This window comes from Streptomyces mutomycini (assembly GCF_001700505.1).
In the GTDB taxonomy this organism is placed as follows: domain Bacteria; phylum Actinomycetota; class Actinomycetes; order Streptomycetales; family Streptomycetaceae; genus Streptomyces; species Streptomyces mutomycini.
On sequence record NZ_MAPV01000212.1, the window covers coordinates 1 to 13886 of the forward strand.

The 13886-nt window shown below is 70.4% G+C and carries 9 protein-coding genes and 1 pseudogene; 3 read left to right on the plus strand and 7 right to left on the minus strand.

The window, feature by feature from the left end:
• Positions 1-231 precede the first annotated feature (231 nt).
• Entirely contained in the window at positions 232-2100 is a 1869-nt protein-coding gene (locus BFF76_RS26640) for a ricin-type beta-trefoil lectin domain protein (protein WP_053929763.1), read from the plus strand.
• A gap of 9 nt (positions 2101-2109) precedes the next feature.
• On the opposite strand, the gene cimA is transcribed toward BFF76_RS26640, so the two are convergent.
• The 5 genes from cimA to BFF76_RS26660 form a co-directional block, all read right to left on the minus strand.
• Positions 2110-3717 carry a citramalate synthase gene (cimA, locus tag BFF76_RS26645; RefSeq protein ID WP_065849215.1) on the minus strand — a complete coding sequence of 536 codons (1608 nt, stop codon included), beginning with the start codon at positions 3715-3717 and terminating at the stop codon, positions 2110-2112.
• Between the two features lie 428 nt (positions 3718-4145).
• The gene (locus BFF76_RS26650) at positions 4146-5252 is read right to left on the minus strand and encodes a branched-chain amino acid aminotransferase (RefSeq protein ID WP_031091641.1); all 1107 of its coding nucleotides are present in this window, start codon (positions 5250-5252) and stop codon (positions 4146-4148) included.
• A 293-nt stretch (positions 5253-5545) separates the two neighbouring features.
• The gene (locus BFF76_RS26655) at positions 5546-6589 is read right to left on the minus strand and encodes a 3-isopropylmalate dehydrogenase (RefSeq protein WP_031091640.1); all 1044 of its coding nucleotides are present in this window, start codon (positions 6587-6589) and stop codon (positions 5546-5548) included.
• A gap of 184 nt (positions 6590-6773) precedes the next feature.
• Positions 6774-6902 carry a hypothetical protein gene (locus BFF76_RS34490; protein ID WP_107418492.1) on the minus strand — a complete coding sequence of 43 codons (129 nt, stop codon included), beginning with the start codon at positions 6900-6902 and terminating at the stop codon, positions 6774-6776.
• Between the two features lie 276 nt (positions 6903-7178).
• Complete coding sequence (locus BFF76_RS26660; protein WP_031091639.1) at positions 7179-7778, minus strand: TetR/AcrR family transcriptional regulator; 600 nt, start codon at positions 7776-7778, stop codon at positions 7179-7181.
• Between the two features lie 186 nt (positions 7779-7964).
• Here BFF76_RS26660 and BFF76_RS26665 point away from each other — a divergent pair, with 186 nt between their 5' ends.
• The gene (locus BFF76_RS26665) at positions 7965-10256 is read left to right on the plus strand and encodes an exo-beta-d-1,3/1,6-glucosidase (RefSeq protein WP_065849216.1); all 2292 of its coding nucleotides are present in this window, start codon (positions 7965-7967) and stop codon (positions 10254-10256) included.
• A gap of 121 nt (positions 10257-10377) precedes the next feature.
• On the opposite strand, the gene pruA is transcribed toward BFF76_RS26665, so the two are convergent.
• Both pruA and BFF76_RS26675 read right to left on the minus strand, forming a co-directional pair.
• Positions 10378-12009 carry an L-glutamate gamma-semialdehyde dehydrogenase gene (pruA, locus tag BFF76_RS26670; protein ID WP_031091637.1) on the minus strand — a complete coding sequence of 544 codons (1632 nt, stop codon included), beginning with the start codon at positions 12007-12009 and terminating at the stop codon, positions 10378-10380.
• A gap of 81 nt (positions 12010-12090) precedes the next feature.
• Positions 12091-13017: a proline dehydrogenase family protein gene (locus tag BFF76_RS26675; protein ID WP_031091636.1), complete on the minus strand. Its 927-nt coding sequence runs from the start codon at positions 13015-13017 to the stop codon at positions 12091-12093.
• A gap of 177 nt (positions 13018-13194) precedes the next feature.
• Here BFF76_RS26675 and BFF76_RS26680 point away from each other — a divergent pair.
• Positions 13195-13886 (plus strand): annotated as a pseudogene (locus tag BFF76_RS26680) (PucR family transcriptional regulator); the annotation flags it as partial.

Consider the following 13886-nt stretch of genomic DNA (forward strand, 5'->3'; position numbering starts at 1 on the left):
TACCGGTTCCGGAACCGGTACCGGCGTTGCGGCTGGAGTTAACCGCGCCGGAACAGAGGCGTCAATACTTCACACCGAGATTGGTCCGTACCCATGATCGAAGCAGGTCCGGAAGGGCTTTCGTTCATGTATTGAACGAACCAGCCTCTTGACGCGAGCACGTAAGAGCAGTTCACTCACGGCTCGTTCGACGGCACTTCCCCCACGTCCCTGCCGAGAAAGGCAGCAGCCATGATTCGGACAAGCAGAACGGCGAGGGTCCTCGTCGCGACGGCACTCGCGACCGCGGGACTGGCCGGGCTCTCCTCCGGCACCGCGCAGGCCGCCGGTGAGACCGTGAGCATCGTGCTGACCACCACGGACGACTCCGGTGGCCGTCACGTCACACGCGGCCTCCAGGCGCAGACACCGACCGCGTTCGGAGCCGGCAACGGCGGTTCGGGCACCAACATCACGGTGGACGAGAACACCCGATACCAGACGTTCACCGGCGGCGGCGCGTCCTTCACCGACACGGCGGCCTGGCTGATGAAGGGCAGCGGGGCGCTGAGCCAGGCGACCCGCGACGCGACGATGAAGAAGCTCTTCTCCCCCACCGAGGGCATCGGGCTCTCCTTCGTGCGCAACCCGATGGGCGGATCCGACCTGGCCCGGTTCGGATACACCTACGACGACATGCCTGCCGGGCAGACGGACCCGGATCTCACCAGGTTCTCGATCGCACACGACCTGCAGGACGTGCTGCCGCTCACGAAGCAGGCCGAGCAGCTCAACCCGGCCCTGACGACTGTCGCCTCCCCGTGGACGGCGCCGGCCTGGATGAAGGACAACGGGCAGCTCAACGGCGGCTGGCTGAAGGCCGAGAACTACGGCGCCTACGCGAACTACTTCGTGAAGTACCTCCAGGCGTGGAAGGACCAGGGCGTCCCGGTCGACTACGTCACCGCGCAGAACGAGCCCACCTGCTGCTCCGGCTATCCGTCGATGAGCTGGAACGGCTCGGGGCTGGCCTACTTCACCAAGAGCGAGCTGCTGCCCAAGCTCCAGTCGGCCGGGCTGGCCACCAAGGTCCTGGCGCACGACTGGAACTGGGACACCTACGACGCGTACGCGGCCCAGACGGTCGACGACGCCGCGGTGCGCAGCCACCCGAACTTCGGCGGGGTCGCCTGGCACGGCTACGGCGGCGACGTCGCGAAGCAGACGGCGGTGCACGACCGGTATCCGCAGCTGGACGCCTTCCAGACCGAGCACTCGGGCGGCACGTGGATCGCCGACCAGCAGCGCGAGGACATGCTGAACATCATCGACTACACACGCAACTGGGCGAAGTCGGTGACCAAGTGGTCGCTCGCAGTCGACCAGAACCGCGGTCCGCACAACGGCGGTTGCGGCACCTGCGACGGGCTGGTCACCGTGCACAACGGGGACAGCAGGCACGGCCAGGTCGACTACACGATCGAGTACTACACGATGGGCCACCTGACGAAGTACGTCAGGCCCGGTGCCGCCCGCATCGCGTCCACGGGCAGCTCCACCGTGCCCAACGTGGCCTGGCGCAACCCGGACGGTTCGAAGGCCCTGATCGCCTACAACGGTTCGGCGTCGGCCCAGCAGGTCACCGTCAACTGGGGCGGGCAGAAGTTCACGTACTCGCTGCCGGGCCGCACCTCGGCGACGTTCACCTGGTCGGGAACCCAGTCCGGCTCCACGGACAGCGGCGGCGCGCTCACCGGCATCGGCGGCAAGTGCCTGGACGCCACGGGCAACACCGGCGCCGACGGAACCCCGGTCCAGATCTGGGACTGCACCGGCGCGGCCAACCAGAAGTGGACGGTCTCGGCCGACGGCTCGGTCAGGGTCCTCGGTACCTGTCTCGACGTCACGTCGGGCTCCACGGCCGACGGAGCGAAGGTCCAGCTGTACACATGCAACGGCTCGGGTGCGCAACGCTGGACGTACAACGCCTCGACCGGGGACGTGGTCAACACGGCGGCGGACAAGTGCCTGGACGTGGCGGACCGGTCGACGGCGAACGGCGCCCGCGTACAGATCTGGACATGCACCGGAGCCGCCAACCAGAAGTGGCAGCTCCGGTAGCACGCGGCGTCAGTCGGTCGGCTCCACGCCGGCCCGCAGGAGACCGTAGGTGTACGCGTCCTCGAGGGCCTGCCAGGACGCGGCGATGACGTTCTCGGCGACGCCGACCGTCGCCCAGTCACCGGATCCGTCACCCGTGGTCACCAGTACGCGGGTGGTGGATTCGGTGCCGGTGCGGCCTTCCAGGATGCGGACCTTGTAGTCGACCAGTTCCATCTTGGCGAGCTGCGGGTAGATCCGCTCCAGGCCGACGCGCAGCGCCCGGTCCAGGGCGTTGACCGGACCGTTGCCCTCGGCGGTGGCGACGATCCGCTCACCCTTGGCCCAGAGCTTCACGGTCGCCTCGTTGGCGTGCGTGCCGTCGGGGCGGTCCTCGACGATGGCCCGCCAGGACTCGACGCGGAAGTAACGGCGGGGCCTGCCCTCGACCTCGGTGCGCAGCAGCAGTTCGAAGGACGCGTCGGCGGCCTCGTAGGTGTAGCCCTTGAGTTCGCGTTCCTTGACCCGCTCCACGACCCGGCCGACGAGTGCCCGGTCGTCCCCCAGGTCGATGCCGAGTTCCTTGCCCTTGAGCTCGATGGATGCCCGGCCCGCCATGTCGGAGACGAGCATCCGCATGGTGTTGCCGACCCGCTCCGGGTCGATGTGCTGGTAGAGGTCCGGGTCGACCTTGATCGCGGAGGCGTGCAGTCCGGCCTTGTGCGCGAAGGCGGAGACACCCACGTACGGCTGGTGGGTGGAGGGCGTGAGGTTGACGACCTCGGCGATGGCGTGGGAGATGCGGGTCATCTCGGCGAGAGCGCCCTCGGGCAGGACGGTCCTGCCGTACTTGAGTTCCAGCGCGGCGACGACGGGGAAGAGGTTGGCGTTGCCGACCCGCTCGCCGTAGCCGTTGGCGGTGCACTGCACATGGGTGGCGCCCGCGTCCACAGCGGCCAGGGTGTTGGCGACGGCGCAGCCCGTGTCGTCCTGGGCGTGGATGCCGAGCCGGGCGCCGGTGTCGGCGAGGACGGTGGCGACGACGGCCTGGATCTGGGCGGGCAGCATCCCGCCGTTGGTGTCGCAGAGGATGACGACGTCGGCGCCGGCCTCGTGGGCGGTGCGCACGACCGCCTTCGCGTAGCCGGGGTTGGCACGGTAGCCGTCGAAGAAGTGCTCGCAGTCGACGAAGACCCGGCGGCCCTGCTCCCGGAGGTGGGCGACGGTGTCGCGGACCATCTCCAGGTTCTCGTCCAGGGTGGTGCGCAGGGCCAGTTCCACATGGCGGTCGTGGGACTTGGCGACCAGCGTGATCACCAGGGCGCCCGAGTCGAGGAGCGCCTGGACCTGCGGGTCGTCGGCGGCCCTGCCGCCGGCCCTGCGGGTGGCGCCGAACGCGACGAGCTGGGCGTGCTCGAAGTCGATCTCCTGCTGCGCGCGTGCGAAGAACTCGGTGTCGCGGGGGTTGGCGCCGGGCCAGCCGCCCTCGATGAAGCCCACGCCGAAGTCGTCCAGATGCCGGGCAATGGTCAGCTTGTCCGCGACCGTCAGGTTGATGCCTTCACGCTGCGCACCGTCGCGCAGGGTGGTGTCGAAGACATGGAAGGTGTCGTCGGGGGCCGTGGCCTTGGTGGTCATGCTGATCTGACTCCTGTCGGGTGAGCGGATCCGGACGAATCGGCTCCACTTGCCCCCATCCTCTCGCGTGCCTCGCCCCGGCCGAGGTGTGGGCCGGAAAACGAAAAAACCCCTCGCGGGTGCGAGAGGTCTGCGCGCGGGTCTGGGGCACGATGCCCGTTCCGTACGTGGTGGTACGGAGCGGTCACTGCGGACCGGCGCGCCTGCTGCCGGTAATCATGGCGAACGAGGACACACAGGCATCTTGGCACAACGACGCTTCCGGGTCCCGACCCGTCTCAGGATGCGGGCGTGACGTCCGTCGCGCGGGATGCCTGCCCGGACCGGAGCGCCTGCGTCCCGGGAGTGGTTGCCGCGGTACGCGCGAAGGCCGCACCCCCGGTGGGGGCGCGCCTTCGCGCGTACGGCGCGTTCGTGCGGGCGAGCTGTTACCGGCCGAGCGCGTGCATCCAGCCGTGGGTGTCCTCGGCGATGCCCCGCTGGATGTCCAGCAGACGCTCGCGCAGCTTGACGGTGACCTCACCGGGGGTGCCGTCGCCCTGGACCCACTCGCCGTCCGCGGACTTCACGGTGCCGACGGGCGTGATGACGGCGGCGGTGCCGCAGGCGAAGACCTCGGTGAGGGTGCCGTTCTCGGTGTCGGCGCGCCACTGGTCGATGGAGACGCGGCCCTCCTCCGAGGCGTAACCGAGGTCACGGGCGACGGTGAGCAGGGAGTCACGGGTGACTCCGGCGAGCAGCGAGCCGGTGAGGGACGGCGTGACGATCCGCTTGCTGCCGTCCTCCTGCCCGTACACGAAGTAGAGGTTCATGCCGCCCAGTTCCTCGACCCACTTGTGCTCCACGGCGTCGAGGTAGGCGACCTGGTCGCAGCCCTGCGCGGCGGCCTCGGCCTGGGCGAGGAGGGAGGCCGCGTAGTTGCCACCGGTCTTGGCGTCGCCCATGCCGCCGGGGACGGCGCGGACCCGGTCCTGGGAGAGCCAGATCGAGACCGGCTTCACCCCGCCGGGGAAGTAGGCGCCGGCGGGAGAGGCGATGACGAGGAAGAGGTACTCGTTGGCCGGCCGGACACCGAGCCCCACCTCGGCGGCGATCATGAACGGGCGCAGGTAGAGGGACTCCTCGCCACCGTGCGCCGGGACCCACGCCTGGTCCTGCTGGACCAGGACGTCACACGCCTCGATGAAGGTCTCGACCGGCAGCTCCGGCATGGCGAGCCGGGAGGCGGACCGCTGGAAGCGGGCCGCGTTGGCCTCCGGGCGGAAGGTGGCGACCGTGCCGTCGGGCTGCCGGTACGCCTTGAGTCCCTCGAAGATCTCCTGCGCGTAGTGCAGCGTCATGTTGGCCGGGTCCATCGACAGCGGCCCGTACGGCACGAGCTGGGCGTCGTGCCAGCCGCGGCCCTCGGTCCAGCGGATCGTCACCATGTGATCGGTGAAGTGGCGGCCGAAGCCGGGGCTGGCCAGGATCGCCTCGCGCTCCGCGTCGGACAGCGGGGTCGAGGAGGGCTTGAGCTCGATCGTGGGCGTCGTCATTGCGTGTCCTTCACCGGTCTTGTGTGTGATGGACCGCGCTCACGCCCGCTCCCCGCCCGGCAGTCGCAGGGCAGGTTGTAGGACGTCCGAGCTCTACCGCGAGCCGCGGTCCCGCGTTCGATTATCTCCCGGGGGCGGCTCTGCACGAAATGACGTGATTGCGGTGTCGTTCACGGTGACGCTCGCGCGACGCGTGAACGCGGTCCAGGGGTCGATGGTGGCACCCGGAGACCGCAAGGAGAAGCCGCCGGGTGCGGTTGCGACCCGGCGGCTTCGAAAGTGGAGGCGTCGGGTCAGCTCGCTACGCGTACCGCGAGCGCGTCGCCGATCTCGTCGGTGGTGCGCGCGTGCTTTCCGTCACGCTCCGCGAGGTCGGCGGAGACGGCCTCCTCGATGCGCACGGCCTCGGCCTCGTAGCCGAGGTGGCGCAGCAGGAGGGCGACGGAGAGGATCGTGGCCGTCGGGTCGGCCTTGCCCTGGCCCGCGATGTCGGGCGCGGTGCCGTGCACCGGCTCGAACATGGACGGGAAGGCACCCGTCGGGTTGATGTTGCCGGACGCGGCCAGGCCGATGCCGCCGGTCACGGCAGCGGCGAGGTCGGTGAGGATGTCACCGAAGAGGTTGTCGGTGACGATGACGTCGAAGCGCTCCGGCTGCGTGACGAAGAAGATCGTCGCGGCGTCGACGTGCAGATAGTCGGTGGTGACCTCGGGGAACTCCGCCGCGACCTTGTCGAAGGTGTTCTTCCACAGGTGGCCGGCGTACACGAGGACGTTGTTCTTGTGGACCAGCGTCAGCTTCTTGCGCGGGCGGGCGGCGGCACGCGCGAAGGCGTCGCGCACGACACGCTCGACACCGTGAGCGGTGTTGACGCTCACCTCGGTGGCGATCTCGTGCTCCGTACCCGTGCGCAGGGAACCCCCGTTGCCGGTGTACGGGCCCTCGGTGCCCTCGCGGACGACGACGAAGTCGATCTCGGGACGGCCGGCCAGCGGGGTCGCGGTGTTCGGGAAGAGCTTCGACGGCCGCAGGTTGATGAAGTGGTCGAAGGCGAAGCGCAGCTTCAGCAGGAGCCCTCGCTCCAGCACGCCCGACGGTACGGACGGGTCACCGATGGCTCCGAGCAGGATGGCGTCGTGGCCCTTGAGGGCTTCGAGCTCCGCGTCGGGGAGGGTCTCACCGGTGCGGTGCCATCGCTGGGCGCCGAGGTCGTATTCCTTGGTCTCCAGCTTCACATCCTGCGGGAGAACAGCGTTGAGAACCTTGAGGCCCTGGGTGACGACCTCCTGGCCGATACCGTCGCCGGGGATCACTGCGAGATCGATGCTGCGAGACATACAGGCACCCTAGCCCTGCGTCCCACCTCGTGACATTCGCTGTCCACGATACGGACGTGGCCCGCCCCTGCACGGGACGGCACCCGTACGGAATCGGCGCAGCCCCGCGCGGAACCACGCCGGCCCCGCAGGGAACCGGCGCGGCCCCGCACGGGGCGGAGCGTCGCGAGGCGGGAACGCGCCCTCAGTGGCCCGTCGAGCCGCCGTTGTCCCGGCGGTCGAGGGCCCGCTGCAGGGCAGCGGCGGCGTTCTTGCGGTCCGAGTCCGCGGGGCGGGAGATGTGACGGACGCGGCGGACAGTGGTCTCGGCCATGAGGGATCGACTCCTTGAGATCGCGTGGATTTCGAGATCTGGATTCACAGCGGATATCGAGATCGGGATTTCGAGGCGCCGGAACGGCGGGGAGCGGATGCCGCAGGGGTTGCCTGCTTCGGGGCACGCTCACGCACGCCGGTCGCTGGATCAGCGATTCGTTCGGCTCCTACAAAGTTAGGACAGCTCGGGCCGTCTGTCTCTACAGATACTCGGACTTCCTACTATCTGAGACGGTGGAAGTGGCGGAACGCGTTCCGGAAGGCCCTTCGGCCCTCAGAGATCCTCCGTGAGCTGCGCCTGGACGTGTGCGCGCAGGACCCCCGCCATGTCCGTCGCGCGGTCGTCGAGCAGCCACTGCACCTGGAGCCCGTCCATCAGGGCGATCAGCTGCCGGCCCGCGGCGTCGGGGGCGACACCGTCCCGCAGCGCGCCTTCCAGGCCCGCCTGCTCGTAGGCGAGCCGGGCGCCCGCGACCGAGTTCCCGTAGCGGCGCACGAAGTATCCGTGGGCCGGGTGGTCGGCGGCCGTCGCCTCTGCGGAGACCACCGAGAACAGCTCGACGATGCCCCGCCGCCCGGAGTTCAGCGCGGCCAGTTCGACGAACCGCCGCAACCGCCCGACGCCCGTGCTCCCGCCGAGCGAGAGCCACTCGTCGTCCACGTCGTCGCGGTGTTCCAGCACGGCGAGCAGCAGGGCCTCCTTGGTCGGGAAGTGATGCAGCAGTCCGGTGTGCGAGATACCGCACCGGTGCGCGATCACCCGCAGCGACGCCCCCCGGTAGCCGGCCTCGCCGAACAGGGACATGGCCTGGTCGAGGATCTCGCGCCGCTTCGCACGGCCCTTCGCGTAGCCGCGCCGCGCCTCGGCAGTCACTCGCCACTCTCCCGGTCCGCCGGCCCCGCTCGGGCCGGCACTTGGGTGCGTCGGATTCCCGTTCAGCACTCCGGACGCCCGGCCTCCGGCGTTCCGCCCGCCGGAGGCCGGGCCTCCCGGGGATACTTACCAGGTGGTCGGGATTGACTCTATGGTGAACACGAACCGTGTCGCGAAAGGACCCCCGTGGCCCCCTCCCTGCCCTACCTCGACCCCGCGCTCCCCGTCGCCGAGCGGGTCGGAGACCTCCTCGGCCGCATGACCCTGGCCGAGAAGACCGGTCAGATGCTCCAGCTGAACGCAAAGGACGGGGTACGGCACCTCATCGAGGACCTGCACGCGGGTTCGATCCTCCACGCGTCGCCCGAACGTGTCCTCGAAGCGGCGGCGCTGACCGGGCGGACCCGGCTGAGGATCCCGCTGCTGGTCGCGGAGGACTGCATCCACGGCCACTCCTTCTGGGAGGGGGCCACGATCTACCCCACGCAGCTCGGCCTGGCCGCGACCTGGGACCCGGAGCTCGTGGAGCGCGTCGCCCGGGCCACCGCCGTCGAGGTCGCCGCGACGGGCGTCCACTGGACGTTCTCGCCGGTGCTCTGCATCGCCCGGGACCTGCGCTGGGGCCGGGTCAGCGAGACCTTCGGCGAGGATCCGTTCCTGATCGGCGAGCTGGCCTCGGCGATGGTCCGCGGCTACCAGGGGGACGGCCTGGGCGACCCGACGGCGGTCCTGGCGTGCGCCAAGCACTTCGCCGGTTACTCCGAGACGCAGGGCGGCCGTGACGCCAGCGAGGCCGACATCTCCCGGCGCAAGCTGCGCTCCTGGTTCCTGCCACCGTTCGAGCGGGTCGCCCGCGAGGGCTGCCGTACGTTCATGCTCGGCTACCAGTCCATGGACGGGGTGCCCGTCACCGTCAACGACTGGCTGCTGAACGAGGTGCTGCGCGGCGAGTGGGGCTACACCGGCACGCTGGTCACCGACTGGGACAACGTCGGCCGCATGGTGTGGGAGCAGAGGATCTACGCCGACCACACCCAGGCCGCCGCGGCGGCGGTCCGGGCGGGCAACGACATGGTGATGACCACCCCCCAGTTCTTCGAGGGGGCGCAGAACGCGGTCGCCGAGGGCACGCTGGACGAGGCGGAGATCGACGCGGCCGTACGCCGTGTCCTGACGCTGAAGTTCGATCTCGGCCTCTTCGAGAACCCGCGCCACCCCGACGCCGCCCGGCAGGCCGCGGTCATCGGCAGCGCCGGTCACACCGTGCTGAACCTGGAGGCCGCCCGCCGCTCGCTGGTACTGCTCACCAACGACGGCACCCTGCCGCTGGGAGTCGGGCTCGTGGCGGGCCGGGACGGACGCGCCGTCGCCGGGGCGGACCCGGCTCCGCGCACGGTCGCCGTCGTCGGCCCCAACGCCGACGACGCGCAGACCCAGCTGGGCGACTGGGCGGGCTCCTCCGGCCAGGCCGACTGGCTGCCGGACGGCCACCCGCGGCACATGATCCGTACCGTGCTCGACGGCTTCCGCGAGCACGTCCCGGACGGCTGGGGCGTCACCTACGCGCGGGGCGCCGAAATCCTCTCCGTAGGGCCCGACCCGGAGGGCGCGTTCTTCCCGGACGGCCAGCCCCGCCCGGACGTCGTCGTGCCCGCGGAGCCCTCCGAGACCCTGATCGCGGAGGCCGTCGCGGCTGCTGAGGCCGCCGACTACGTCGTCGCCGTGGTGGGCGACCGTATCGAGCTGGTCGGCGAGGGGCGTTCGACCGCGACCCTGGAACTCGTCGGTGACCAGGCCGCGTTGCTCGACGCGCTCGCCGCGACGGGCAAGCCGCTCGTCGTCGTGGTCATCAGCTCGAAGCCGCTGGTGCTCCCGCCGTCGGCGCTCGGCGCGGCCGCGGTCCTGCACGCCTTCAACCCGGGCATGCAGGGGGGCCGGGCGGTGGCCGAGGTCCTGCTGGGCCTCGTGGAGCCGTCGGGCCGGCTGCCCGTCTCGTTCGCCCGGCACGCGGGTCAGCAGCCGACGTACTACAACCAGATCCGCGGCCAGCACGGCTCCCGGTACGCCGACCTCACCCAGCGTCCGGCCTTCGTGTTCGGCGAGGGCCTCAGCTACACGACCGTCGCCTACTCCGGCCTGGAGGTGCTCACGGCGAGCCTCGGGGAGAGCGACACGCTGAGGGCGCGCGTGACCGTCCACAACACCGGCCGGCGCCCGGCCGTCGAGACGGTGCAGGTGTACATCAGCGACACCGTGACGTCCGTGACCTGGGCGGAGAAGGAGCTCAAGGCCTACCGGCAGGTGACGCTCGCCCCGGGCGAGGTCCGCGAGGTGCTGCTGGAACTGCCGGTCTCGGAGTGCACCCTCGTGGACGCGGCGGGCCGCCGTGTCGTCGAGCCCGGTGCCTTCGAACTGCTCGTGGGCCCGTCCTCGCGCGACGACGCCCTGCTGCGGGCCGGCTTCACCGTGAAGGGCTGAGGCCGCACGGCGGGGGCTGCGGACGGCCCCGGCGGAAATGGAAACCGCCTCCCGGCCGGCGGGGGGAGCCGGTCGGGAGGCGGAGTTCGGGCGGGGCGCCCGGTGCGGGCGCCCCGGGGTGTCAGCCCTGGTGGGGGTAGGTGTAGTCGGTCGGCGCGACCAGCGTCTCCTTGATGGCGCGGGTCAGCGTCCAGCGCTGCAGGTTCTGCGGGGCGCCCGCCTTGTCGTTGGTGCCCGAGCCGCGGCCGCCGCCGAAGGGCTGCTGGCCGACGACTGCACCGGTCGACTTGTCGTTGATGTAGAAGTTGCCCGCGGCGTAGCGGAGCTTGTCCATCGTGTACGCGGCGGCCGCGCGGTCGTTGGAGATGACCGCACCGGTCAGCGCGTAGTCGGAGACCGACTCCATCTGCTCGAGCATGGTGTCGTACTTCTCGTCCTCGTAGACGTGGACGGCGAGGATCGGGCCGAAGTACTCGGTGGTGAAGACCTCGTTGGCCGGGTCGTCGCACACGATGACGGTCGGGCGCACGAAGTAGCCGACCGAGTCGTCGTACGTGCCACCGGCGACGATCGTGCACGTCGGGTCGGCGGCGGCACGGTCGATCGCGGCCTTGTTCTTCGCGAAGGAACGCGCGTCGATGACGGCGCCCATGAAGTGCGACAGGTCGGTGACGTCACCCATGGTGATGCCGTCGACCTCGGCCGCGAACTCCTCCTTGAAACCGGAGTTCCAGATGGAGGCGGGGACGTACGCGCGGGAGGACGCCGAGCACTTCTGGCCCTGGTACTCGAAGGAGCCGCGGGTCAGTGCGGTCTTCAGCACGGCGCGGTCGGCGCTCGGGTGTGCGACGACGAAGTCCTTGCCGCCGGTCTCGCCGACGAGCCGCGGGTAGGTGCGGTAGTTGGCGATGTTGTTGCCGACCGTCTTCCACAGGTGCTGGAAGGTGGGGGTCGAGCCGGTGAAGTGGACACCGGCCAGGTCGCGGTGGTTCAGCGCCACCTCGGAGACGGCGATGCCGTCACCGGTGACCAGGTTGATGACGCCCTTGGGCAGGCCGGCCTCCTCCAGGAGCTGCATCAGCAGCACGGCGGCGTGGGTCTGCGTCGGGGACGGCTTCCACACCACGACGTTGCCCATGAGGGCGGGCGCGGTGGGCAGGTTGGCCGCGATGGCCGAGAAGTTGAAGGGCGTGATCGCGTAGACGAAGCCCTCCAGCGGGCGGTGGTCCATGCGGTTCCACACGCCGGGGGAGTTCGCCGGGGGCTGCTCGGCGAGGATCTGGCGCGCGTAGTGCACGTTGAAGCGCCAGAAGTCGACGAGCTCACAGGGGCAGTCGATCTCGGCCTGCTGGGCGGTCTTGCCCTGGCCGAGCATCGTGGAGGCGGCCAGCGTCTCGCGCCAGGGGCCGGACAGCAGCTCGGCGGCGCGCAGGATGATGGCGGCGCGGTCGTCGAAGGACATGGCGCGCCAGGCCGGAGCGGCGGCGAGGGCCGCGTCGACGGCGTCCTGGGCGTCCTGCTCGGTGGCGCCGGCGAAGGTGCCGATGACGGCCTTGTGGTTGTGGGGCTGCACGACCTCGACGCGCTCGCCACCGCCCATGCGCTTCTCGCCGCCGATGGTCATCGGCAGGTCGATCGGGTTCTGGCTGAGCTCCTTGAGCTTCGCCTCCAGACGGGCGCGCTCCGCGGTGCCGGGGGCGTAGGAGTGGACCGGCTCGTTGACCGGCGCGGGGACCTGGGTGACGGCGTCCATGAGTGCCTTGTCTCCTTGGTTGAGGTGGATGGTCGGCCGGGCGGGTCCGCCCTGGTTCAGCCTGTGGCCGAAGCTCTTGGTTCAGCCCTTGGTGAGAACGGAGCGGCCGAAGAACAGCAGGTTGGCCGGCTTCTCCGCGAGGCGGCGCATGAAGTATCCGTACCAGTCGGTGCCGTACGCCGTGTAGACGCGCATCCGGTGGCCCTCGGCCGCGAGCCGGATGTGCTCCTCGCTGCGGATGCCGTACAGCATCTGGAACTCGTACTCATCCAGTTTGCGCCCGGCCTGGCGTGCGAGCTCCTGGCCGATGGCGATGAGACGGGGATCGTGGGAGCCGATCATCGGGTAGCCCTCGCCCTGCATCAGCGTCTTCAGGATGCGGACGTACGCCTTGTCGATCTCCGGCTTACTCTGGTACGCGACGGAGGCGGGCTCCTTGTAGGCGCCCTTCACCAGACGGACCCGGCTGCCCGCGGCGGCGAGGCGGCGGGCGTCGGCCTCGGTGCGGAACAGGTAGGACTGGATCACGCAGCCGGTCTGCGGGAAGTCCTTCCGCAGCTCCTCGTGAATGGCGAACATCGAGTCGAGGGTGGTGTGGTCCTCGGCGTCCAGCGTGACCGTGGTGCCGATCGCGGCGGCAGCCTCGACGACGGGGCGGACGTTGGCGAGGGCCAGCTCGTGGCCGTTCTCCAGCGCCTGGCCGAACATCGAGAGCTTGACGGACATCTCGGCCCGGACGCCGAGCCCGAGCTCCTCGAGACGGCCGACCAGCTCCAGATAGGCGTCGCGCGCGGCGGCGGCCTGCTCCGGGGTGGTGATGTCCTCGCCCACGACGTCCAGGGTGACCTCGAGGCCCGCGGCGGCCGCGTCCCGGATGACCGGGACGACGTCGTCGACGCTCTCACCGGCGATGAACCGGTCAACGACCTGCTTGGTGCCCGGCGCGGCCGAGATGAAACGACGCATCTTGTCGCTGCGTGACGCGGCGAGAATCACGGGACCCAGCACGGGGCACCTCCACGGAGTACGGACGGGGCCGGACCGGTACGCATGTGAACAGACCGGGACGGCACGGAGAACCACTGTGAAATCTAGGGATCCCCGCAACCGGGTGCCATCGACAGCTGTCACGCATCCGTGTACTGGATCTCAGACATATGTCTGAAGATGTGCGAGAATGGCCGGGTGAAGGGCGATTACCAGGAGCTGGTCGACGAGATCTCCGCGCTGCTCAGCGCCCCCGCGACCCTGGAGAACCGGGATTTCGGCCTGGTCGCCTTCGGGGCCCACGACAGCGACGACGACACGGCCATGGACCCCGTCCGTACGCGATCGATCCTCACCCGGCGCTCCACTCCCGCGGTCCGCGCCTGGTTCGAGGGCTTCGGCATCACCCGTGCGACCGGCCCGGTCCGTATCCCCGCCGCCCCGGAGGCCGGCGTGTTCCGGGACCGCGTCTGCCTTCCGGTACGCCATCGGGGTGTCGTCCTGGGCTACGTCTGGCTGCTGGACGCGGACCCCGCGCCGACCGACGGACAGCTGGCGGCCGCGATGGACGTGGCGGCCCGGATCGGCGCCCTGCTCGCCGACGAGGAGCGGGCGGGCACGGACCTCTCACGGGAGTTCGGCGCGGTGCTCGTCGCCGGGCCCGGCTGGCAGCGCGACATGGCGGTTGCGGCGCTGCGCGAGGCCCTGGGCACCGACGCGGACGGGCTGCACACGGTGGTGTGCGTGACCCCCTGGCCGGGCGAAACGCCGTCCGTGCGTACGGTGCCGTCGGCCGCCGCCCTCGCAACGGTGACCGGCGCGGGGTCGCAGGCCCTCGCCGCCCTGGTCAGGCTCCGCTCCCCCGAGGCACTCGATCCGGCGGCGACGGC

Excerpts from the sequence above, each read along its gene's own strand:
- BFF76_RS26640 (WP_053929763.1), top strand. The coding sequence starts at position 232 with ATGATTCGGACAAGCAGAACGGCGAGGGTCCTCGTCGCGACGGCACTC.
- BFF76_RS26650 (WP_031091641.1), bottom strand. The coding sequence starts at position 5,252 with ATGACGACGCCCACGATCGAGCTCAAGCCCTCCTCGACCCCGCTGTCC.
- BFF76_RS26655 (WP_031091640.1), bottom strand. The coding sequence starts at position 6,589 with ATGTCTCGCAGCATCGATCTCGCAGTGATCCCCGGCGACGGTATCGGC.
- BFF76_RS34490 (WP_107418492.1), bottom strand. The coding sequence starts at position 6,902 with ATGGCCGAGACCACTGTCCGCCGCGTCCGTCACATCTCCCGCCCCGCG.
- pruA (WP_031091637.1), bottom strand. The coding sequence starts at position 12,009 with ATGGACGCCGTCACCCAGGTCCCCGCGCCGGTCAACGAGCCGGTCCAC.
- cimA (WP_065849215.1), bottom strand. The coding sequence starts at position 3,717 with ATGACCACCAAGGCCACGGCCCCCGACGACACCTTCCATGTCTTCGAC.